The 21,693-nt window shown below is 66.2% G+C and carries 14 protein-coding genes and 2 pseudogenes; 12 read left to right on the top strand and 4 right to left on the bottom strand.

Annotated elements, in window-relative coordinates:
- Positions 1 to 45 precede the first annotated feature (45 nt).
- The 9 genes from PSEEN_RS11200 to PSEEN_RS11240 all read left to right on the top strand — a co-directional run bounded on the left by PSEEN_RS11200 (position 46) and on the right by PSEEN_RS11240 (position 13,166).
- Entirely contained in the window at positions 46 to 1,437 is a 1,392-nt protein-coding gene (locus PSEEN_RS11200; protein WP_011533617.1) for a cytochrome ubiquinol oxidase subunit I, read from the top strand.
- Between the two features lie 14 nt (positions 1,438 to 1,451).
- Positions 1,452 to 2,468 (top strand): cytochrome d ubiquinol oxidase subunit II, encoded by a 1,017-nt coding sequence (cydB, locus tag PSEEN_RS11205; RefSeq protein ID WP_011533618.1) that lies wholly within the window; start codon positions 1,452 to 1,454, stop codon positions 2,466 to 2,468.
- Between the two features lie 279 nt (positions 2,469 to 2,747).
- On the top strand, positions 2,748 to 3,356 hold the full coding sequence (gene lexA / locus PSEEN_RS11210) for a transcriptional repressor LexA (protein WP_011533619.1): 609 nt from the start codon (positions 2,748 to 2,750) through the stop codon (positions 3,354 to 3,356).
- Complete coding sequence (gene imuA / locus PSEEN_RS11215; protein ID WP_011533620.1) at positions 3,356 to 3,976, top strand: translesion DNA synthesis-associated protein ImuA; 621 nt, start codon at positions 3,356 to 3,358, stop codon at positions 3,974 to 3,976. Before lexA ends, imuA begins: the two co-directional genes overlap by 1 nt.
- A 6-nt stretch (positions 3,977 to 3,982) precedes the next feature.
- On the top strand, positions 3,983 to 5,401 hold the full coding sequence (locus PSEEN_RS11220; RefSeq protein WP_011533621.1) for a Y-family DNA polymerase: 1,419 nt from the start codon (positions 3,983 to 3,985) through the stop codon (positions 5,399 to 5,401).
- Entirely contained in the window at positions 5,398 to 8,478 is a 3,081-nt protein-coding gene (locus PSEEN_RS11225; RefSeq protein ID WP_011533622.1) for an error-prone DNA polymerase, read from the top strand. Before PSEEN_RS11220 ends, PSEEN_RS11225 begins: the two co-directional genes overlap by 4 nt.
- A gap of 88 nt (positions 8,479 to 8,566) precedes the next feature.
- The gene (locus PSEEN_RS11230) at positions 8,567 to 10,015 is read left to right on the top strand and encodes a sensor histidine kinase (RefSeq protein ID WP_011533623.1); all 1,449 of its coding nucleotides are present in this window, start codon (positions 8,567 to 8,569) and stop codon (positions 10,013 to 10,015) included.
- Positions 10,016 to 10,276: 261 nt separating this feature from the next.
- A complete protein-coding gene (locus tag PSEEN_RS11235; RefSeq protein ID WP_011533624.1) occupies positions 10,277 to 11,770 on the top strand; it encodes a sensor histidine kinase in 1,494 nt (497 codons plus the stop codon).
- A complete protein-coding gene (locus PSEEN_RS11240; protein WP_011533625.1) occupies positions 11,739 to 13,166 on the top strand; it encodes a sigma-54-dependent transcriptional regulator in 1,428 nt (475 codons plus the stop codon). The genes PSEEN_RS11235 and PSEEN_RS11240 overlap by 32 nt, the downstream gene beginning before the upstream one ends.
- Positions 13,167 to 13,243: 77 nt before the next feature.
- Here PSEEN_RS11240 and PSEEN_RS11245 read toward each other — a convergent pair whose 3' ends face one another.
- The 3 genes from PSEEN_RS11245 to PSEEN_RS11255 form a co-directional block, all read right to left on the bottom strand.
- Positions 13,244 to 13,531, bottom strand: coding sequence for a hypothetical protein (locus PSEEN_RS11245; protein ID WP_011533626.1), 288 nt, complete (start codon positions 13,529 to 13,531; stop codon positions 13,244 to 13,246).
- Between the two features lie 108 nt (positions 13,532 to 13,639).
- The gene (locus PSEEN_RS11250) at positions 13,640 to 14,992 is read right to left on the bottom strand and encodes a GntP family permease (protein WP_011533627.1); all 1,353 of its coding nucleotides are present in this window, start codon (positions 14,990 to 14,992) and stop codon (positions 13,640 to 13,642) included.
- Between the two features lie 103 nt (positions 14,993 to 15,095).
- Positions 15,096 to 15,635 (bottom strand): gluconokinase, encoded by a 540-nt coding sequence (locus PSEEN_RS11255; RefSeq protein WP_011533628.1) that lies wholly within the window; start codon positions 15,633 to 15,635, stop codon positions 15,096 to 15,098.
- A 208-nt stretch (positions 15,636 to 15,843) separates the two neighbouring features.
- Between PSEEN_RS11255 and gntR the strand changes: the two genes are divergently transcribed.
- The 3 genes and pseudogenes from gntR to PSEEN_RS27290 form a co-directional block, all read left to right on the top strand.
- On the top strand, positions 15,844 to 16,863 hold the full coding sequence (gntR, locus tag PSEEN_RS11260; protein ID WP_011533629.1) for an HTH-type transcriptional regulator GntR: 1,020 nt from the start codon (positions 15,844 to 15,846) through the stop codon (positions 16,861 to 16,863).
- 320 nt (positions 16,864 to 17,183) lie between these two features.
- Positions 17,184 to 17,900, top strand: a pseudogene (locus tag PSEEN_RS27285) (PAS domain-containing protein); the annotation flags it as partial.
- A 102-nt stretch (positions 17,901 to 18,002) separates the two neighbouring features.
- A pseudogene (locus PSEEN_RS27290) lies at positions 18,003 to 18,437 on the top strand (methyl-accepting chemotaxis protein); the annotation flags it as partial.
- Here the strand turns inward: PSEEN_RS27290 and PSEEN_RS11270 are convergent.
- Positions 18,412 to 21,690, bottom strand: a complete 3,279-nt coding sequence (locus PSEEN_RS11270; RefSeq protein WP_044488740.1) for a transporter substrate-binding domain-containing protein — start codon at positions 21,688 to 21,690, stop codon at positions 18,412 to 18,414. The pseudogene PSEEN_RS27290 and the gene PSEEN_RS11270 sit on opposite strands and share 26 nt — an antisense overlap.
- Positions 21,691 to 21,693: the final 3 nt, after the last annotated feature.

The following is a 21,693-nucleotide window of genomic DNA, read 5'->3' on the forward strand; positions in this document are numbered from 1 at the left end:
TTGGCCGTCGCCCGGCAGGACCTGCCTGTCCACAAGGATATTGTCATGTCGACTCTGAGTGCGCTGGACCTGGCGCGGCTGCAGTTCGCCTTCACGGTCTCATTCCACATCATTTTCCCGGCCATCACCATCGGCCTGGCCAGTTTCCTGGCCGTGCTCGAGGGCTGTTGGCTGAAAACCGGCAACGCGGTCTACAAGGACCTGTACAAATTCTGGTCGAAGCTCTTCGCCGTCAACTTCGGCATGGGCGTGGTCTCGGGCCTGGTGATGGCCTACGAGTTCGGCACCAACTGGGCGCGGTTCTCCGACTTCGCCGGCAGCGTGACCGGCCCCTTGCTCACCTACGAGGTGCTCACCGCGTTCTTCCTCGAGGCGGGCTTCCTCGGGGTGATGCTGTTCGGTTGGGGCAGGGTGGGGCGCAAGCTGCATTTCTTCGCCACGATCATGGTGGCGATCGGCACGCTGATCTCGATGTTCTGGATCCTTTCGTCCAACAGCTGGATGCAGACCCCGCAGGGCATCGAGATCGTCGATGGCCGCGTGGTGCCGCTGGACTGGTTCAAGATCGTCTTCAACCCGTCGTTCCCCTATCGCCTGGCGCACATGGCGCTGGCCGCGTTCCTCTCCACCGCGTTGTTCGTCGGCGCCTCGGCCGCCTGGCACTTGCTGCGCGGGCGCGACACCCCGCAAGTGCGCAAGATGCTGTCGATGGCCATGTGGATGGTGCTGGTCGCAACGCCCGTGCAGGTGGTGGTCGGTGACGCCCACGGCCTGAACACCCTGGAGCACCAGCCGGCGAAGATCGCCGCCATCGAAGGGCACTGGGAGAACAAACCGGGCGAAGCCTCGCCGCTGGTGTTGTTCGGCCTGCCGGACATGGCCGGCGAAACCACCCGCTACAGCCTCGAAGTGCCTTACCTGGGCAGCCTGATCCTGACCCACAGCCTGGACAAGCAGATCCCGGCGCTCAAGAGCTTCGCCAGGGAAGACCGCCCCAACTCGACGATCATCTTCTGGAGCTTTCGGGTCATGGCCGGGCTGGGCATGCTGATGCTGGCCTGCGCGCTGCTGGCCCTGGTGCTGCGTCGCAACGGCGCGCTGTACCGCAATCGTGCCTTCCTCTGGTTCGCCCTGCTGATGGGGCCGTCGGGGTTGATCGCACTGCTGGCCGGTTGGTTCACCACCGAAGTAGGCCGCCAGCCCTGGGTGGTCTACGGCATGCTGCGTACCACCCAGGCGGCGTCCAACCATAGCGCCATGCAGATGAGCATCACCCTGGCGGCCTTCGTGGTCATCTACTGCCTGGTGTTCACCGTGGGCATCGGCTACATGATGCGCCTGGTGCGCAAGGGGCCGACCGCGCACCAGGCGCCGCCAACCCCCGAGCAACCGCAATCGCTGGCCAGCGCGCGTCGCCCGCTGTCCGTCGCCGACTGAGAAGGAGCAGGCAAATGGCAATTCAAGGTATCGACCTGTCGGTCATCTGGGGCGTGATCATCGCCTTCGGCCTGATGATGTACGTGATCATGGACGGCTTCGACCTGGGGTTGGGGATTCTCTTCCCGTTGATCGAGGACTCCAGTGATCGCGACGTGATGATGAACACCGTGGCACCGGTCTGGGACGGCAACGAGACCTGGGCGGTGCTGGGGGCGGCGGCGCTGTACGGCGCCTTCCCGCTGGCCTACTCGGTGATTCTCGAGGCCCTGTACCTGCCGCTGGTGCTGGTGCTGGCCGGGCTGATCTTCCGCGGCGTGGCCTTCGAGTTCCGCTTCAAGGCTCATCCACGCAAGCGCCACCTGTGGGACAAGGCGTTCGTCGGCGGTTCGGTGCTGGCGACCTTCTTCCAGGGCGTGGCCATCGGCACCTACATCGGCGGCATCCCGGTGGTGGACCGCCAGTTCGCCGGCTCCGGCTGGGACTGGCTGGCGCCGTTCCCGTTGTTCTGCGGCGTCGGCTTGCTGTTGACCTACGCGCTGCTGGGCAGCACCTGGCTGCTGATCAAGACCGACGGCATGCTCGAGTCACGCATGCGCCACTACAGCCGCCCGCTGACCTACCTGCTGGCGCTGGTGATCGTGGTGATCTGCGCCTGGACCGCCTGGTTGCATGACGACATCGCCCAGCGCTGGTTCGGCGCCAGCCACTGGCTGCGCTCGGCGCTGATCGCGGCGCTGGCCGTGGTGGCCGTGGTGGTGATCCAGAAGACTCTGCGCAAGCGCCACTCGCACCTGCCGTTCATGGCGGTGGTAGGGCTGGTGTTCCTCGGTTACCTGGGCCTGGCGATCAGTCTCTGGCCGAACATCGTGCCACCGGGCATCACCCTGTGGCAGGCGGCCGCGCCGCTGACCAGCCAGCTGTTCGCGCTGATCGGGGCGCTGTTCATCATCCCGATCATCCTGGGGTACACCTTCTGGAGCTACCACGTGTTCCGCGGCAAGGTGCGGGCGGGGGATGCGTATCACTGAGGATCAGGGATGTCTTTTTAGGCGCGGCGCTCTCAAGGTATTCGGCAGGTGCGTTGCAGCGCCTGTGAGATCGAGCACCGCCCATGTGGCGCATCGCGGATGAATCCGCTCCTACCTCAGTTGCAACGGCATAACTGGCCCGAAACAAACCTGTAGGAGCGGATTCATCCGCGATGCGCCGCGCGGGCGGCGCTCGGCCTCAAGAACGCCGCAATCCTCCCGTCGGACACCTGGAAAGGAACTGGCCAGTTCTTCGCAAAAAGAGTACAAATGTACTCCATGGACAATCTGACCCCCAAACGCCGCGCCATTCTCGATTTCATCCGCGAGCGCATCACCGACCAGGCCCAGCCCCCCTCGCTGGCCGACATCGCCGAGCGCTTCGGTTTCGCCTCGCGCAGCGTGGCGCGCAAGCACATCACCGCCCTGTGCCAGGCCGGCTATATCGACGTCACGCCCAACCAGGCACGGGGCATCCGCCTGGCCGAACCGCTGCGCCGCCCCGAAATTCTCGAGCTGCCGGTGCTGGGCCAGGTGGCCGCCGGCGCCCCCATCGGTCCCGACCTCGACATCCACGAGCAATTGCTGCTCGACCCCAGCCTGTTCCGGCGTACCCCCGACTACCTGCTCAAGGTGCGCGGCGACTCGATGGTCGACGACGGCATCTTCGACGGCGACCTGGTCGGCATCCGTCAGCAGGGCGATGCCCGTGACGGGCAGATCGTGGTCGCCCGGCTCGACGGCGAGGTCACCATCAAGCGCCTGCAGCGTACCCGCGAGGGCTACCGCCTGCTGCCGCGCAACCCGCACTACCAGCCCATCGACGTGGGCCCGGAACGCGACTTCTTCATCGAAGGCGTGTTCTGCGGCTTGCTGAGGCGCGACTGATGGGCGCGGTGGTCGGGCTCGACCGCCTGCTCGACCAGCGCCAGGTCTGGCGTGGCCGGCAAGCGCAGGCACGCCCGCTCGGCCTGCAACCCACCGGGCATGTGGCGTTGGACGAGCGGCTGCCTGATGGCGGTTGGCCGGCGGCGGCGCTGAGCGAGCTGTTGCTGGCCAGCCCAGGCTGCGGCGAGCTGCAGTTGCTCTGGCCGACACTGGCGCGCTTGACCGGCGCGGGCGAGCGGGTGGTGCTGGTGGCGCCACCGTTCATCCCCTTCGCGCCGGCCTGGCAGGCGGCGGGGGTGGACCTGCGCTGGCTGGCCCAGGTCGACGCCACGGCGGGCGACGCCCTGTGGGCAGCCGAGCAGTGCCTGCGCTCGGGCAGTTGCGCGGCCGTGCTGTGCTGGCCGGCGCGTGCCGACGATCGTGCGCTGCGGCGCCTGCAGGTGGCGGCGGAAACCGGCGAGGCCCTGGCGTTTGCCTGCCGCACGCAACAGGCCGCGCTCAACCCGTCGCCCGCGGCCCTGCGCATCGCCATCGACACCCGCCCGGCGCAGTGGCGGGTGCTCAAGTGCCGTGGCGGCCTGCCACCCGCCATGCCCATCGCCTGCCCAGGGCGGGGCTGATGCATCATGCTCTGGGCCTGCATCCTGCTGCCACAGCTGGCGCTGGACACCGTCCTGCGCGAGCGTGACGACCCCGACACACCGCTGGTCTTGATCGACGGGCCAGCCCAGCGTCGCGTGCTGCGGGCGGTCAACCCGGCCGCCAGCCAGCTGGGCCTGCGTGCCGGGCAGAGCCTGACCGCCGCCCGCGCCCTGGCCGACGGCTTCACCTGCGTCGAAGTCGATCCGGCGCGTATCGAGCAGGTGCAGCAGTTGCTGGCCGCCTGGGCCTACCGGTTCAGTGCCCAGGTCAGCCTGCATTATCCTCGCGCACTGTTGCTGGAAGTGGGCTCGAGCTTGCAACTGTTCGGGCCTTGGCCGTTGTTCGAGGCGCAGTTGCGCCAGGAACTGGCCGCCTTGGGGCTGCGCCAGCGCATCGTGCTGGCCAGCAATCCGGTGGCCGCGCGCATGCTCGCCAACGCTCACGATGGTCTGGCCGTGGCCGGCCCCGATGAAACCCGTGCCGCAGTGGCGAACCTGCCCATCGACCGCGCCGGCTTGCCGGCGGAGGCCAGCACCACGCTGGCGCGCATGGGCCTGCGCCGGTTGGGGGAGGTGCTCGCGCTGCCGCGCGAGGCGCTGGCCAGGCGCTTCAGTGCCCAGGTTCAGGTGCACTTGGATCAGTTGCTCGGTCTGCGTACGTTGGGTCTGGACTTCTATCAGCCGCCCGACCGTTTCGAGGCGCGGCTGGAGCTGAACTTCGATGTCGAGTCACACCAGGCGCTGCTGTTCCCCCTGCGCCGCCTGGTCACCGACCTGGCCGCGTTCCTGGCCGGTCGGGATTGCGGTGTGCAGCGTTTCGAGCTGCACCTGGAGCATGCCGAAGGCCCGGACACGCAGCTCAAGGTCGGCCTGCTGGCCGCCGAGCGCGACGCGGCGATGCTTTTCGAACTGGCCCGGGGGCGGCTGGAACCGCTGCGCCTCCCGGCCCCTGTGCGCAACCTGCGCCTGGTCGCTGCGGACCTGCCTGTCTTCGTGCCCCAGCACCGGGCCCTGTTCGACCCGCGTGCCCAGCAGGCCCAACCCTGGGAGCTGTTGCGCGAGCGGTTGCGGGCGCGCCTGGGCGACGAGGCAGTGAAGGGCCTGCGCGTCGAAGCCGATCATCGCCCGGAATGTGCCTGGCAAGGAACGTGGCAGGAGGGCGTGGGCCGTATGATCATCGCCCCGGGCAGCCGCCCTGGCTGGTTGTTGCCGGCGCCACGGGCCTTGCCTGAAGCCGGCCTGCGCCTGCTCGGCCATGCCGAGCGCATCGAGTCCGGCTGGTGGGACGGCGGTGACGTACGCCGCGACTACTACCGCATCGAGACCCGCGACGGCCTGCGTGGCTGGGCCTACCGTGACCTGGCCCAGCCCGGGCCGCTGTGGTTGCAGGGGTGGTTCGCATGAGCACGCCGGGCTATGCCGAGCTGCACTGCCTGTCGAACTTCAGTTTCCAGCGCGGCGCCTCCAGCGCCGACGAACTGTTCCGACGAGCGCGTGAGCAGGGCTACCAGGCCCTGGCGATCACCGACGAGTGCACGCTGGCTGGCATCGTCCGGGCCTGGCAGGCCGCCAAGGCGCATGAGTTGCGGCTGATCATCGGCAGCGAGGTGCAGGTGCATCAGGGGCCCAAGCTGGTGCTGCTGGTGCAGGATCTGCACGGCTACCAGAACCTCTGCGCCCTGATCACCCGCGCCCGGCGCCGGGCACGCAAGGGCAGCTACCAGTTGCTCGGCGAGGACCTCGAGGCCCATCACCAGGGCCTGCTGGCACTATGGGTTGCGGGCCCTGACGAACCGTCGGAGTCCGGCCCATGGTTGCGCGCGTTGTTCGGCGAGCGCCTGTGGCTGGCGGCGCACCTGCACCGTGGTGCCGACGACCAGGCCCGGCTGGCGTGGCTGCGTGCGCAGGGCCTGCGCCTCGGCGTGCCGCTGGTGGCCTGCGGCGACGTGCACATGCATGCCCGTGGCCGCCGCGCCCTGCAGGATTGCATGACTGCCATCCGTGCCCACTGCAGCGTGGCCGAGGCGGGCGGCCTGCTGTTCGCCAACGGCGAGCGCCACCTGCGCCCGCTCGACCAGCTACGGGAGCTGTATCCCGCGCCACTGCTGGACGAGACGCTGAATATCGCCCGGCAGTGCACCTTCGAGCTCTCGCAACTGAAGTACCGGTACCCTCGTGAATTGGTGCCGGAAGGTCACAGCCCCGCCAGTTGGTTAAGGGCGCTGTGCGAGCAGGGCCTGCCCGGGCGCTGGCCCGCCGGCCCGAGCGACAAGGTGCGCGCGGTGCTGGACAAGGAGCTGGCGCTGATCGAGGAGCTGGGCTACGAAAGCTACTTCCTCACCGTCCACGACATCGTCGCGTTCGCCCGCCGCCAACGCATCCTGTGCCAGGGGCGGGGGTCGGCGGCCAACTCGGTGGTGTGCTTCGTGCTGGGCATCACCGAGCTCGACCCCATGGTGCACCGCCTGCTGTTCGAGCGCTTCCTGTCCCGCGAGCGCAACGAACCGCCGGACATCGACGTGGACTTCGAGCACGACCGCCGCGAAGAAGTGATCCAGTACGTATTCAGCCGCTATGGCCGGCACCGCGCCGCGCTCACCGCCGTGGTCAGCAGCTACCACGCCGCCGGCGCGGTGCGCGACGTGGCGCGGGCGCTGGGGTTGTCGGCCGACCAGGTGGACGCCCTGGCCAAGTGCTGTGGGCGCTGGAGCGACCGCATCCCCGACGATCAGCGCCTGGCCGAGGCCGGTTTCGACGCGCAGAGCCCATCGCTGCGGCGCATCCTGGTGCTGGCCGGCGAGCTGATCGGTTTCCCCCGGCACCTGTCGCAGCACCCCGGTGGCTTCGTCATCAGCGAGCAGCCCCTCGACCAGTTAGTGCCGGTGGAGAACGCGACGATGGAGGCGCGCACGGTGATCCAGTGGGACAAGGACGACCTGGACATGGTCGGCCTGCTCAAGGTCGATGTGCTCGCCCTCGGCATGCTCAGCGCCCTGCGCCGCTGCTTCGACTTGCTGTACCGGCACCGGGGGATCGAGCTCACCCTCGCCAGCATCCCGCCGGACGACCCGGCCACCTATGCGATGATCGGCCGCGCCGAGACCATGGGCGTGTTCCAGATCGAATCGCGGGCGCAGATGGCCATGTTGCCCAGGTTGCGCCCGGAGAACTTCTATGACCTGGTGATTGAGGTGGCGATCGTGCGCCCGGGGCCGATCCAGGGCGACATGGTCCACCCGTATCTGCGTCGTCGCCTCAGGCAGGAGCCGGTGACCTACCCATCGGAAAAGCTCAGGGAGGTGTTCCAGCGCACCCTGGGCGTGCCGTTGTTCCAGGAGCAGGTGATGGAGCTGGCCATGGTCGCCGCCGACTACACCCCCGGCGAGGCCGACCAGTTGCGCCGCAGCATGGCCGCCTGGAAACGCCATGGCGGCCTTGAGCCGCATCGTCAACGGCTGGTCTCGGGCATGCTGCGCAACGGTTACGAGCTGGCGTTTGCCGAACGCATCTTCGAGCAGATCAAGGGCTTCGGCAGCTACGGCTTCCCCGAGTCCCATGCCGCCAGCTTCGCCCTGTTGTGCTATGCCAGCAGTTGGCTGAAATGCCACCAGCCGGCGATCTTCACCTGCGCGCTGGTCAACAGCTGGCCCATGGGCTTCTACAGCCCCGACCAGCTGTTGCAGGAGGCGCGTCGGCAGGGCATCGAGGTGCGTCCGGTGGATGTGTTGCACAGTGCCTGGGACTGCACCCTGGAGCCGGTGGGCGAGGGCGAACTGGCCATCCGCCTGGGCTTGCGCCAGGTACGGGGTTTCAGCGAGACGGATAGCCGGCGCCTGGAGCAGGCGCGGGCGCAGCGGCCTTGGCGGGACGTCGAGGACCTGTGCCTGCGCGCCGGGCTCGACAGCCGCGCCCGTGGGCGCCTGGCCGATGCCGGGGCGCTGCGGGCGCTGGCCGGCAACCGCCACCAGGCGCGCTGGCAGGTGGCGGCGGTGCAGGCGCAACTGCCGCTGTTCGCCCAGGTCGAGCCGGCCCCGGAGCCGGTGGTGGCCTTGCCGGCGCCCACCGTGACACAGGACCTGCACGCCGACTACGACACCCTGGGCACCACCCTCGGCCCCCATCCGTTGAGCCTGTTGCGCTCGCGCCTGCGGGCACTGGGCTGTCGCAGCGCCGGGGAACTGGCGGGTGTCGAGGATGGCGACAACATCGCCGTGGCCGGGCTGGTGGTCGGGCGGCAACGGCCGCAGACGGCCAGCGGCGTGACCTTCGTCACCCTCGAGGATGAGCACGGCATGGTCAACGTGGTGGTCTGGCGCGACCTGGCCGAGCGCCAGCGGCGGGTGCTGGTGGGGGCACGGTTGCTCAAGGTCAGCGGGCGGCTGGAGCAGGAAAGTGGCGTGCGCCACCTGATTGCCCGCCGGCTGGAGGATCTCAGCCCGTTGCTGCAGGGGCTGGAGGTGCGCAGCCGCGATTTTCACTGAACTCGACGGGGCGAGGCGACGGGCTTCCCCCAGGTTTCCCCAACTCTGGGCTATAACCTGTAGATGGTGCCCAGCCGCGGAGCCCGCCATGGACCTCGCCCCCCGTCCCGACACACTGATGCCCGCCGCCGAGGCCAGCGCGACGCGGCGGCCGTTCGACCTGTTGCGTTGGTACGCCTGGGTCAGCCTGGCGTTCATCGTTTCGGTGGCCGTTGGGCTGGGGTTGATCTCCAGCCGCTTCATCATCGACGAGAGCGTCGAGCGCGACGCGCTGCTCACGGCCCAGTTCATCACCTCCATCGCCGACGCCGAAGTGCGTCACGTGTCGATCCCCAATGTGCGCACCATGGGCGAACTGCTCGACCCACGCCTCGACCAGACATTGCCGGATGTCGACCCCGAGGCCCGGCGCAAGGCCAGGGGCGAGTTCCTCGACCATATCGCCCATCTGCCGGACATGCTCCTGGCCAATATTTACTCGCCCGACCGCACGGTGATCTGGTCGAGCAACCCGGCGCTGATCGGCAAGCTGATCCAGGCCGACGACGACCTCGACCAGGCCTTCGAGTACAAGATGCGCGTGTCGGCCAGCTATCACGACTTCGACCAGGTGCGCAGCGAGCAGAAGTTCATCACGCCGCCAGAGAAACTGTTCATCGAGAACTACATCCCACTGTTCGACGCCGACGGTGAGCAGGTCACGGCCATGGTGGAGATCTACAAGGAGCCCCACGACCTGATCGTGCGCATCGAGCATGGCCTGATACTGATCTGGCTGGCCATCACCGTGGGGGCCGGCATGGTCTACGTCGGGCTGTACGGCATCATGCGCAGGGCCGCGCGGATCATGGCGGGGCAGCAGAAGCGGCTGATCGGCAATGAAACGTTCGTGGCATTGGGCGAGGTGTCGTCGGCGGTGGCCCACAGCCTGCGCAACCCGCTGGCGAGCATCCGTTCCAGCGCCGAACTGGCCCAGGCCTTCGACGGGGGGCCGGCGCAGCGGCACGTCAACGATATCATCAGCCAGGTCGACCGTATGTCGCAGTGGGTGCGGGAGCTGCTGCAGTCGCTGCGACCGCTCAATGACGAAGCGGTACCGGTGGACCTGGGGCACGTGTTGCAGGAAAGCTTCCAGGCGTTCGCCGCGCCTCTGAGCAGGGGGCAGGTACAGGTGCACTTGCCGGAACTGCCTGGCGTGCGCGTATTGGGGCAGCCGACGCTGCTTGCGCAGATCTTCAACAGCCTCATTGCCAATGCCCTGGAGTCGATGGGCCAGGGGGGCGAGCTGCGTGTCGAGGTGATTCGGCGGGACCGACGCACCCTGACCTTGCGCCTTTGCGATACCGGCAAGGGGATGAGCGAACAGCAGCAGCGCATGGCCTTTCGACCGTTCTTTTCCACCAAGCAGGGCGGCCTGGGGGTGGGGCTGATGTTGGTCAAGCGGATCATGGAACGTTTCGGTGGTTCGGTGCGTTTGAGCAGCTATCCCGGTTCCGGTACTCGGGTGTCGCTGAGTTTCAGGTTGGCTTCTGGGTGATGTGAGTTATGCGATTTGCATCATAACTTTATGATTTTTAAAGAATTAATTTAATGGAAACAACTCCCCAAATGTGGGGGTTTTTCTATAAAAAGAATCAAAAAGATCAGATAAATACCTGTTTTGCATCGAAAAATTATTTTTGGCTAATTTTTTGCTGCACCGTATCCGTGACCCCAAGCGGCGCTGCCGTCAGGGGTCGCCACTGCCACCTCATTAGCGCGGGTGGCCTCGAACAGGCATCCAGGCGGGAACGAAGCGATGCAGACGCTGGAGAACGAAACCCCGGTCAGCACCCGTGGCCCCTCAGCAGGGGAAACCGTACCGTTGCACGAATTCAACCTGCTGCGCTGGTTCTCGCTGGTCAGCCTGCTGATCATCGCATCGGTGGCCGGTGGCCTGGGCTATGTGTCTACCCGCTTCGTGGTGCGCGACAGTGTTGAGCGTGACGCGATGCTGACCGCCCAGTTCATCCAGGCCATGGCCCAGGCCGAGGTCCGTCACTCTCAGCTGCCGCCAGGCACCACCATGGGCGAGCTGATCGACCCCCGGCTGGACCAGCAACATCTGCAGTTCGGTGCCCCGCTGGCGGAATCGACCCGGGTGGAGTTCCTCGACCATGTGGAGCACCTGCCCGACACGCTGCTGGCCAATGTCTATGCCCGTGATCGCACCGTGGTCTGGTCGACCAACCCGCAGTTGATTGGCAAGCACATCGACGAGGACGACGACTTAGAGCGCGCCTTCGGCTCGCGCAAGGCAGTTTCGGCCAGCTATCACAAGGCCGATGAGGACCGCGAGGAGCAGAAATTCCAGCGTGAACCCCGGCACCTGTTCATCGAGAACTACATCCCGCTGTTCGACAGCCAGGGCGAGCGGGTACTGGCGATGGTCGAGATCTACAAGGAGCCCCAGGACCTGGTGCGGCGCATCCAGCGTGGCTATGTACTGATCTGGGCGTCTACCTTGGTGGGCGGCGCTTTGATCTACTTCGGGCTGTTCTGGATCGTGCGCCGCGCCGCCAGCATGCTGCACCACCAGCAGGACCGCCTGGTGGCCAGCGAAACCTATGCCGCCCTGGGCGAAATGTCCTCGGCGGTGGCCCACAGCCTGCGCAACCCGCTGGCCAACATCCGTTCCAGCGCCGAGCTCGCCCAGGATATCGCCAGCCCGCAGGCGCAGCGCAACATCACCGATATCATCACCCAGGTCGACCGCATGTCGCGCTGGGTCCGCGACCTGCTGGTGTCGCTGCGCCCGGTCAGCGACGAGCCGGAGGCGGTGGACCTGATGGCCGCCCTTGAAGACACACGCCAGGCCTTTGCCCCGCAGATCGAGCGCAATGCCGTGCGGTTCAGGCTGCAGGGGCCTGCCGAACAGTGGGTCGCCAGCCAGCCGTTGCAACTGACCCAGATCCTCAACAGCCTGTTCGCCAATGCCCTCGAGGCCATGCCTAGCGGCGGGCAACTGGGCGCCGAGGTCCAGGTGCTGGAAAGCGGGCAGGCGCAACTGGTGCTCAGCGACACCGGCCAAGGCATGACCGAACAGCAGCGGCGCATGGTGTTCAAGCCGTTCTTCACCACCAAGCAGGGCGGCCTGGGTGTGGGCCTGGCCCTGGTCAAACGCATCATGGAACGCTTTGGCGGCTCGGTCGAACTGAGCAGCCGCATCGAGGAAGGAACCCGCGTCAGCCTGACTTTCAACATTGCAGCGGGAGGGGACCATGGACCACAGCATCCTGGTGGTCGAGGATGACGACATCCTCGCCGACAACATTCGCACCTACCTGAGCCTCAAGGGCTTCGAGGTCACGGTGTGTTCCAGTGCCGAGCTTGCCCTGGAGCAGATCCAGCGCGCCCGGCCCGACGCGGTGCTCACCGACAACTCGTTGCCCGGCATGAGCGGGCACGACCTGCTGCGCACCTTGGTCGCCCAGGCGCCGGAGCTCAAGGTGATCATGATGACCGGCTACGGCAACGTCGAGGACGCGGTGCAGGCGATGAAGGAGGGGGCGTTCCACTACCTCACCAAGCCGGTGGTGCTGGCCGAGCTCAAGTTGATGCTGGACAAGGCCCTGGCCACGGAACGCATGGAGCGCACGCTGTCGTTCTACCAGGAGCGCGAGGCACAGAAGTCCGGCCTGCAGGCGCTGATCGGCGAGTCGCCGGCCATGCTCGACCTCAAGCACACCTTGCGCCAGTTGCTCGACGCCGAGCGGCGCATGGCCAGCGACGACCTGCCGCCGGTGCTGGTGGAGGGCGAGACCGGGACAGGCAAGGAGCTGGTGGCGCGGGCCCTGCATTTCGATGGCAGCCGCGCCAAGGGGCCGTTCATCGAGTTCAATTGCGCTTCGATCCCGGCCAACCTGCTCGAGGCGGAGCTGTTCGGCCATGAGAAGGGCGCGTTCACCGATGCCAAGGAGCGCCGCGTTGGGCTGGTGGAGGCGGCGGACGGCGGTACCTTGTTCCTCGACGAGATCGGCGAGATGGACCTGGTGCTCCAGGCCAAGCTGCTCAAGCTGCTGGAGGATCGCACCATCCGCCGTATCGGCGCGGTGAAAGAGCGCAAGGTCGACTTGCGGGTGATCAGCGCGACCAACTGCAACCTGGAGCAGATGGTGCAGCAGGGCAAGTTTCGCCGCGACCTGTTCTTCCGCCTGCGCATCATCGCCCTGAAAGTGCCGCGGCTGTATGCCCGGGGCCAGGATATCCTGCGCCTGGCCCGGCATTTCCTCGCCCACCATGGCCGGCGCTATGGCAAGCCGGGCCTGCGTTTTTCCGCCGAGGCGGAGGCCTTGATGCTGGGTTACAGCTGGCCGGGCAATGTGCGCGAGCTGCGCAACATGCTCGAACAGACCGTGTTGCTGGCGCCCAACGAGGTGATCGGCGCGCACCAGCTGAACCTGTGCCTGACCTTGGTGGATGAGCCGCAGGCCCAGCCGGCATCGATACCCGTATTCGACATCCCGCGGCATGAACCGGAAGCGACCGGCAGCCTGCCGGACATGGAGCGGGACATGGTCTGTCGGACCCTCGATCGTACCGACTGGAATGTCACCAAGTCGGCGCGCCTGCTGGGGTTGTCGCGTGACATGCTGCGCTACAAGATCGAGAAGCTGGGGCTGTCACGGCCGGACAAGCGCCAGTGGTGAAGACTTGCGGCCCGGTTCGCCGGCAAGCCGGCTCCTACGACGACCTGTAGGAGCCGGCTTGCCGGCGAACCAGGCCTTCAAGGCTTGCCGCCAGCCCCCTCGCGCCCCATCCCCTCCGAACCGCTGTCACCCATTCCCGGCAAGTCACGCTCATCGTTCTGCCGCGCCGCCGGGCTGTCCGGGTCACTGCCCTGGATCCGTGGGTCGGTATCCCGTGGCATGGGTTTTTCAACGGGGTTGAGGGTGCTGTCGACACCGGGCTGCGGCGCCGGGCTGTGGGGGTCGTCCGGGTAGGTGGTACCGGTACCGACCGCCAGGGCCAGCGGGGAAGCGAGCAGGGCGGCCAGCAGGAAGTAAGGTTTCATCGGGGCGGGCTCCTGTGCAACGGCAAGAAAAAGGCCCTGCCAGCGCAGGGCCTCGGTCTCGTTTGGGCCACATCCATGTCGACAAGGTGCGATCACCCCGATGGACGGTCAGACCACCATCGACAGCAGCATGATGAAGATGATGCCGACCACCGAGAGGATGGTCTCCATCATGCTCCAGGTCTTGAAGGTTTCGGCCACGGTCATGTTGAAGTACTGCTTGACCAGCCAGAACCCGGCGTCGTTGACGTGGGACAGGATCAGCGAGCCGGCGCCGGTGGCCAACACCAGCAGCTCGCGGTTCACGCCGGGGACCAGGTCGATCACCGGGGCGACGATGCCGGCGCCGGTGATGGTGGCCACGGTGGCGGAACCGGTGGCGATACGGATCACCGCCGCCACCAACCAGGCCAGCAGGATCGGCGAGATCTCTGCCTGCACTGCCATCTGCCCGATCACGTTGCCCACGCCGGTGTCCACCAGCATCTGCTTGAACCCACCACCGGCACCGACGATCAGCACGATCGCAGCAGTGGGGGCCAGGCTCTGGTCGAGCATCTTCATGATCTGCTGGCGGTTGAAGCCGCGGGCCGAACCGAAGGTGTAGAAGGCCAGCAGCAGGGCGGCGAGCAGGGCGGTGATCGGGTGGCCGATCAGGTCCATCCACTGGCGGACGATATGTTCGGCCGGCAGCACCACGTCGGCGAAGGTCTTGAGCAGCATCAGCGCCACCGGCAGCAGCACGGTAAGCAGGGTCACGCTGAAGCTGGGCAGGTTGTTCTGGTTCGACTCGCGGGCGATCTGGTCCATCAGCTCCTGCGAGGGGTTGCCAGGGATGTAGCGCGAGATGAAATTACCAAACAGCGGACCAGCGATGACTGCGGTGGGCAGCGCCACCAGCAGTCCATAGAAGATGGTCTTGCCGATGTCGGCGTGGAAGATGCCGATGGCCAGCAGCGGGCCCGGGTGTGGCGGCACCAGCCCGTGCACCACGGACAGGCCGGCCAGCAGGGGGATACCGATCTTCACCAGCGACACACCGGAACGGCGGGCGACGATGAACACCAGCGGGATCAGCAGCACGAAGCCGATCTCGAAGAACAGCGGGATGCCCACCAGGAACGCGGCGAACATCATGGCCCAGTGCACTTTCTGTTTGCCGAAGGCGCGGATCAGGGTCTGGGCGATCTGGTCGGCACCGCCGGAGTCGGCCATCAGCTTGCCGAGCATGGTGCCCAGGGCCAGGACGATGCCGACGAAGCCGAGCACGCCGCCGAAGCCGTCCTGGAACGACTTCATCACCTTGGCCACCGGCATGCCGGAGGTCAGGCCGAGAAAGCCCGCGGCCAGGGTGAGGGCGACGAAGGGGTGGACCTTGAAATGGGTGATCAGCAGGATCAGCCCGACGATGGTGACCATCGCGTCGAGCAGCAGGTAGGTATCAGTAGCCAGTCCGAACATGGTTCGTAAGCCTCGGTGTTGTCGTTGTTGTTTTGGTGTGCAGCGTCAGCTGGGATCAATCGTTAAGACAGCGCTGTCTTTGGTGAGCCGGAAAACCACCGGGTCAGGCGGTTCGCGCCAGGGGCCGCTCACCGCAAGGCTTTAGCCAGGCATCCACGGACTCGGCCAGGGCCGCGACCGGGCGGGTGGCATCCAGGGCCAGGGTCAGCGGTTCCCCATGCGGGGCTTCCAAGGCGGCGAACTGGCTTTCGATCAGGCTGGCGGGCATGAAATGGCCGGGGCGGGCGAGCACGCGTTTCTCCGCTTCCTGGGGGGTGAGTTCGAGGAACACGAAGCCCAGCGCCGGTACGGCGGCGCGCAGGGTGTCGCGGTAGCGGCGCTTGAGCGCGGAGCAGGTCAGCACGGGGCGCTCGCCGGCTGCGATGGCGGCCTGCAGTTCTTCGCCCAGGCGTACCAGCCAGCCTGCACGGTCATTGTCGTCCAGGGGGATGCCGGCACTCATCTTGCGGATGTTCTCGGCGGGGTGGAAGGCATCGCCTTCGATCAGGCGGCCACCGCTGCGTACGGTAATGGCGGCACCGATCGAGCTCTTGCCGCAACCAGCCACGCCCATGACCACAAGTGCGGACAGGGAAGGGTTCATCTGTACCTCCTGCTGGGTGAGATAGCGCTGTCTTGGTGATGACGGGTCAAGCCCGCCAGCGCCACCCTCCCGGGTGTTATTGATCTTGTCCTAGGCAGTATGGACGCATCGCACACGGCTGCTACCAAGATTGCATTGCCTGCGTCCTGAGACAGCGCTACCTTAGTGACCGTTCCCCATTCCTGCAAGTAGTAAAATTACAACACTCATGTCTCGCATTGGCTCGCGCACTACTGGTCGTCCCACCCTGGCGGAAGTCGCCAGGCTTTCCGGGGTTTCCCCCATCACCGCCTCCCGCGCCCTGCGTGGCGTCAGCACGGTCGCGCCTGAACTGGTGGAGAAGGTCAAGGTCGCGGCGGCCAGCCTGGGTTATGTCGCCAACCCTGCGGCACGGGCCTTGGCCTCGGCGCGCAGCCAGTCGGTGGTGGTATTGATTCCGTCGCTGTCCAACCAGTTGTTCATCGACACCCTCGAGGCCATTCACGAGGTGATGCGCCCGCGTGGGCTGGAAGTGCTGATCGGCAATTATCACTACGATATTGCCGAGGAAGAGAACCTGATCCGCAACTACCTCGCCTATCAGCCTTGCGGCATGTTGCTCACCGGCTTCGACCGCAGCGAGGCGTCGCGGCAGATGCTGGCCGCCAGTGGCGTGCCTTGCGTGCACATGATGGAGTTGGGTGGTGGGCAGGGCGCGCTGTCGGTGGGCTTCTCCCAGTTCGAAGCCGGGCGCGCCGCCGCGCGACACTTGATCGAGCGCGGGAGGCGCCGTCTGGCGTTCATTGCCGCCCAGCTCGACCCGCGGGTGATGCAGCGGGCCGAGGGTTTCCGCCAGGCCTTGGCCGATGCCGGCTTGCAGGCGCCGGAGCTTGAAGTGCTTGACCCGCTGCCGTCATCGATCGGGTTGGGCGGGGCCCTGTTCAGTCAATTGCTGGCGCGGGCACCGGACGTGGACGGCATCTTCTTCTGTAACGACGACCTGGCCCAGGGGGCAGTGCTGCAGGCTTTGCGCGAAGGTATCGAAGTGCCTCGACAGGTAGCGATGGTCGGCTTCAACGACCTGCCGGCCTCGGCCTACATGGTGCCGCCGCTGACCTCGATTCGTACCCCACGGGCCGCGGTGGGACGGGGTGCCGCGCAAGCCCTGCTGGCTTTGCTCGACGGCAAGCGGGTAGGGGTCGAACAGCAGGACATGGGCTTCGAGCTGGTGGTGCGGGAGAGTTCTTGAGGCAGATCGGTGATGGCAACGATTTGGCACGATCTTTGTAGGAGCGGCTTCAGCCGCGATCACCCGCGAAGCGGGTGCCAGGCACCGCGTTGTCCGCATCGCGGCTAAAGCCGCTCCTACAAAGCGATCTTCAAACCGCCCCATCGGATAAACGGCCACAAATGCTTAATCCCAAAGTGATAGCAGTTCGCTTGCACGGCTAAAACGCCGATCTATGCTCAGGAACATCCCGTGGACACAAGGAGTCCTGGCCCATGTTCGAGTACCATCGCAAGTCCGATCTGGTCGAGATCCAACGCGCCCGCCAGGCCCTGGCCGGCATGGAAGCAAAGCTCGCTGCAATCAGCCGTTCCATGGCCATGATCGAGTTTGCCCCCGACGGCACCATCCTCGAGGCCAACGACCATTTCTGCCAGACGATGGGCTACAGCGCCGACGAGATCCGCGGCAAGCACCACCGGTTGTTCTGTGACCCCACCTACGCCAAGAGCGCCGAATACCAGCAACTATGGCGCGAACTGGGCCAGGGCAAGGCCATCAGCGGCACCTTCGAGCGCCTGGACAAGGCCGGACACGAGGTGTGGCTGGAAGCCAGCTACATGCCGGTGCTCGATGAGCGCCAGCAAGTCACCAGCGTGATCAAGGTGGCCTCCGACATCACTCGCCATGTAATCGAGGAACACGAGAGCGAAAGCCTGCTCAAGGCCATCGGCCGTTCCATGGCGGTGGTCGAGTTCACCCCGGCCGGGCGGGTGATCAAGGCCAACCAGAATTTCCTCGACACCATGGGCTATCGCCTGGAGGAGGTGGTGGGGCGCCATCACGGACTGTTCTGCCTGCCCCATGAGCGCGAGTCGGCCCAGTACCGCGACTTCTGGGCCTCGCTCAATCGCGGTGAGTATCACTCGCACCGCTTCGAGCGGGTCAACAAACAGGGCCAGACGGTCTACCTGGAGGCCTCCTACAACCCGATCTTCGACAACAAGGGCCGGCTGTACAAAGTGGTGAAGTTCGCCAGCGACATCACCAACCAGGTTAGCACCCAGCAAACCGCCGCCGACGCCGCCCACGCCAGCTCCGTGCAGACCGATGCCTGCGCGCGCAAGGGCACCCAGGTGGTGCAGCAGACGGTGGCGGTGATCGAGCAGATTTCCGCCGAGCTCAACGAGGCCGCGCGCAGCATCGATGCGGTGAGCAAGCAGTCCGAGGTAATCGGGCAGATCGTCCTGACCATCCGTGGCATCGCCGACCAGACCAACCTGCTGGCGCTCAACGCGGCCATTGAGGCGGCGCGGGCCGGTGACCATGGGCGTGGTTTCGCGGTGGTGGCGGACGAAGTGCGCAGCCTGGCGGCGCGCACCAGCAAGGCGACCCTGGAAATCGTCGACGTGGTGCGGCAGAACCACGACCTGTCACTGACGGCGGTGGCCAGCATGCAGTCGAGCCTGACCCGCACCGGACGGGGCGTGGAGCTGGCCAATGAAGCCGGTACGGTGATCATGGAGATCCAGCAGGGCTCGCGTCACGTGGTGGATGCCATCAGCCAGATCAGCTCGACCCTGCAATTGCACTGAGGCCTTGACGCAGTTCGCGCTCCAGGTTTTGCAGGCTGTCGCGCAGCCGTTCGAGCGCCGGGTCGAGGGGCTGTTGCTGGGCAATGGCTTGCTCGAGCGCTTCACAGTCCTGAACCACGGTCCTGACCTTGAGCATCCTGGCGCCACCCTTGATCCGGTGCACCAGTGGCGTCAGGGTCGCCGGTTCAGGGGCAGCCCCCAGGGCAAGCAGTGCCTGCAGGTCTTCGCCGTTGCTCTGGGCCAGTTGCTGGAGCAGGCTGCGGGTCAGTTGCGCATCGTCCTGGGTCAGGTGGCGCAATTGCTGAAGGTCGAATCCGCTGGCGCGAGCCTGGACGTGGGACTGCGTGGGCGCAAGGGTGCTGACGTGCGCCAGGGCCGCCTTGAGTGCCTGCAGGCCGATGGGTTTGAACAGGCATTCGTCCATGCCGCTTTCCAGGCAGCGTTGACGCTCCTCGGCCTGGGCATTGGCCGTGACGCCGATGATATGGCAAGCGGGCAGCATGCTTTCACGTTCCAGCCCACGAATCCGGCGTGTCAGCTCATGGCCATCCATCACGGGCATGCTGCAGTCGGTGACCACCACATCGAAGCGGTTCGCCTGCCATAGCGTCAGCGCCGTCTCGCCTTGGTCGGCCAGCGCGACACGGTGGCCGAGCGAACGCAACTGTTTGTCGAGCAGCAGCAGGTTGGCAGGATAGTCGTCCACTACCAGAACATGCAGCGGACCGTTGTCGGACGTGGACACGGTTACTGCCGGTGACTCGATGGGCGGGGCGTCGGCCGCTGCCAGGCTGAGGTGGACATCGACCTGGGTGCCCAGCCCCTCGATACTCTGCAGGCTAAGCTCGCCCCCCATCAATGCGCACAGGTTGCGGCTGATCACCAGCCCCAGGCCGGCACCCTGGCGGTTCTGTTGGTCCCCCACCTGGGAGAAGGCGCTGAACAACCGGGTCTGGTCGCTGGCACTGATACCCTTGCCGGTATCCTTCACCTGCAACGCCACCAGCAGGCCATGCTTGCTGGAGGCATCCGCTGTCAGCGTGACATCGATCTGACCCTGGTCGGTGAATTTGATCGCATTGCTCAACAGGTTCGACAGCACCTGCTTGAAGCGCAGGGGGTCGACGGTAACCCAGCAGGGCCTGTCAGGCAGTGCCGAGCGAAGCTGAATACCCTTGATCCGTGCGTTGCCCTCGAATACCCGCACGGTGGCCTTGACCAGGCCGGTCAAGTCGGTGGCCACCGCTTGCAAGGTCATGTGCCCGGATTCGATACGCGAAATATCGAGCACATCGCCGATCAGGTCGAGCAGGCCGATCGCCGACCCATGGGCGGTTTCCAGCGCCTGGGTATCGCTGCGGCCTCGACGGCTGTCTTCCAGGGCCAATTCCAGCAGGCCGATCACCGCGTTCATCGGGGTGCGGATTTCGTGGCTCATCACCGCCAGGAAGGTACTTTTCGCCTGGCTGGCCTGTTCGGCGTCGTTCTTAGCCTGGCGCAACTGTTCGAGCAGTCCGCGGCTGAGCGCAAGCTGCTGCTGCAGGGCGCGCTCGGCGTCGGTGCGCTGGTGGATAAGCTTGCGCAGGTAGGTGTTCCAGAACACCACGCCCGCCAGCAGTACAGCAGCCAGCACCAGCACCTGGAGCGCCAGTGTGCGGTAGTTGCGCCAGGGGCTGTCGCTGACCACGGCGTTGGTGCGCCAACGGTTGACCAGTTGTTCCTGCTCGTCGGGCGGGATGCTCAGCAGGGCCTTGTCGAGAATGCCCTGCAGTTGGGGGAGGGCAGGGTTCACGGCAAAGGCGGCGAGTGCGGGTTCATCGCCTTGCAGCCCGGCGACCCGCAGACGGCCCTTGAACACCTGGTTGATGAAGTAGACCGCATTGATTTGCGAACTTAGCGCCACATCGGCGTCGCCGTTGGCCACCGCTTCCATCAGTTGCAGTGGGTTCTCCGCTTCGTACACCCGCATGCCGGGCGCGTCACGCAGCACTTGTTCGGTCAGCGGAGAGCCTCGCAACAGGGCTACGCGCTGGCCGCGCAAGGGTTGCGTCGCAGGCAGCGGCGCGGCGTCCTGGCGCATCACCAGGACGCGTGGGCTGATCATGTAGGGGCGGGTATAGCGAAGGCGTTCGGCGCGGTGGTTGCCGTAGCCGATGGCGCCGATCATGTCGACCTTGCCCTGGGTGGTGGCCTCGACCATGTCCTCGAACGAGTCCGACTCGACGACCTGGAAGTTCAAGCCGGTGCGCAAGCTGATCCGTTCCAGCAGGTCGAGGGCGATGCCGCGAGGCTGCTGCTGGCTGTCGGTGAAACTCAAGGGGGCCAGGGTCGTGTTGATCATCACCCGAATGGTCGGGTGGGTGGCGATCCAGCCGCGCTCCTCGGTGGTGAGCGCGTCCAGCCGGCGGTCGAGCAACAGGCTGGTGCTGCCGCTGGTCCAGCGTCGCAGGATGTTCAGGCGCTCACTGTCGGCGACACGGTTCAGGGCCGTGTCCACCAGGCGCAGCAAGCGCGTGTTGTCGCGCGCGAGGGCAAAGGCGAAGGTGCTGACGGGGGCTTTGACGAAGTGGTCGACCTTGACCATGCCCTGGAAGCCTTTGCCGATCATGTAGTCGCTGCTGATGGCATCACCCAGGTAGGCATCGGCCTGGCCCTGCGCCACCGCGGCGATACCGGCCAGGGTGGAGCGATAGAGCGTGACCTGAGCCCGGGGATACAGTTGCTGCACGGCCTGCAGGGGCAGGTAATGGTCGACCATGGCCAGCTTGCGCCCGGCCAGGGCATGGTCCTCGCCCAGTGTGCCGCGCTGGCGCGACACGATCACCGCCAGGTCGTCGGCATAGGGCTGGCTGAGGGCGAGCTCGGCATCGTTGGCCTCGAAGGCATTGGAGGTGCCCAGCAAGTCGACCTCGCCGCGCCGCAGAGCGGCGATGGCCTGCGCGCGATTGGCATAGCGGCGGATCTCGATGGGAATACCCAATTGTTCGGCGATCAGGCCGGCGTAGTCGGCGCTGAGGCCTTCGTAGTCGGCCTGGCTGGTGTTGATGTCGAAGGGGGGGTAGTCGGGGCGCGAACTGCCGAGCACCAGGCGCTTGCGCGTATCGAGCCACTGGCGGTCGGGCGTGTCGAGGGCCAGTGGTGGCGCGGCGCTCAGCGCGCGCGCCAGCAGGTGGCGGCTCTCACCGGAGGGCTGTGCCGAGGCAGGGAGCGGTAACAGCGCGGCCAGCAACAGGCACAGCACGGTGCGCCTGATCAT

The sequence above is a fragment of the Pseudomonas entomophila L48 genome, assembly GCF_000026105.1.
In the GTDB taxonomy this organism is placed as follows: domain Bacteria; phylum Pseudomonadota; class Gammaproteobacteria; order Pseudomonadales; family Pseudomonadaceae; genus Aquipseudomonas; species Aquipseudomonas entomophila.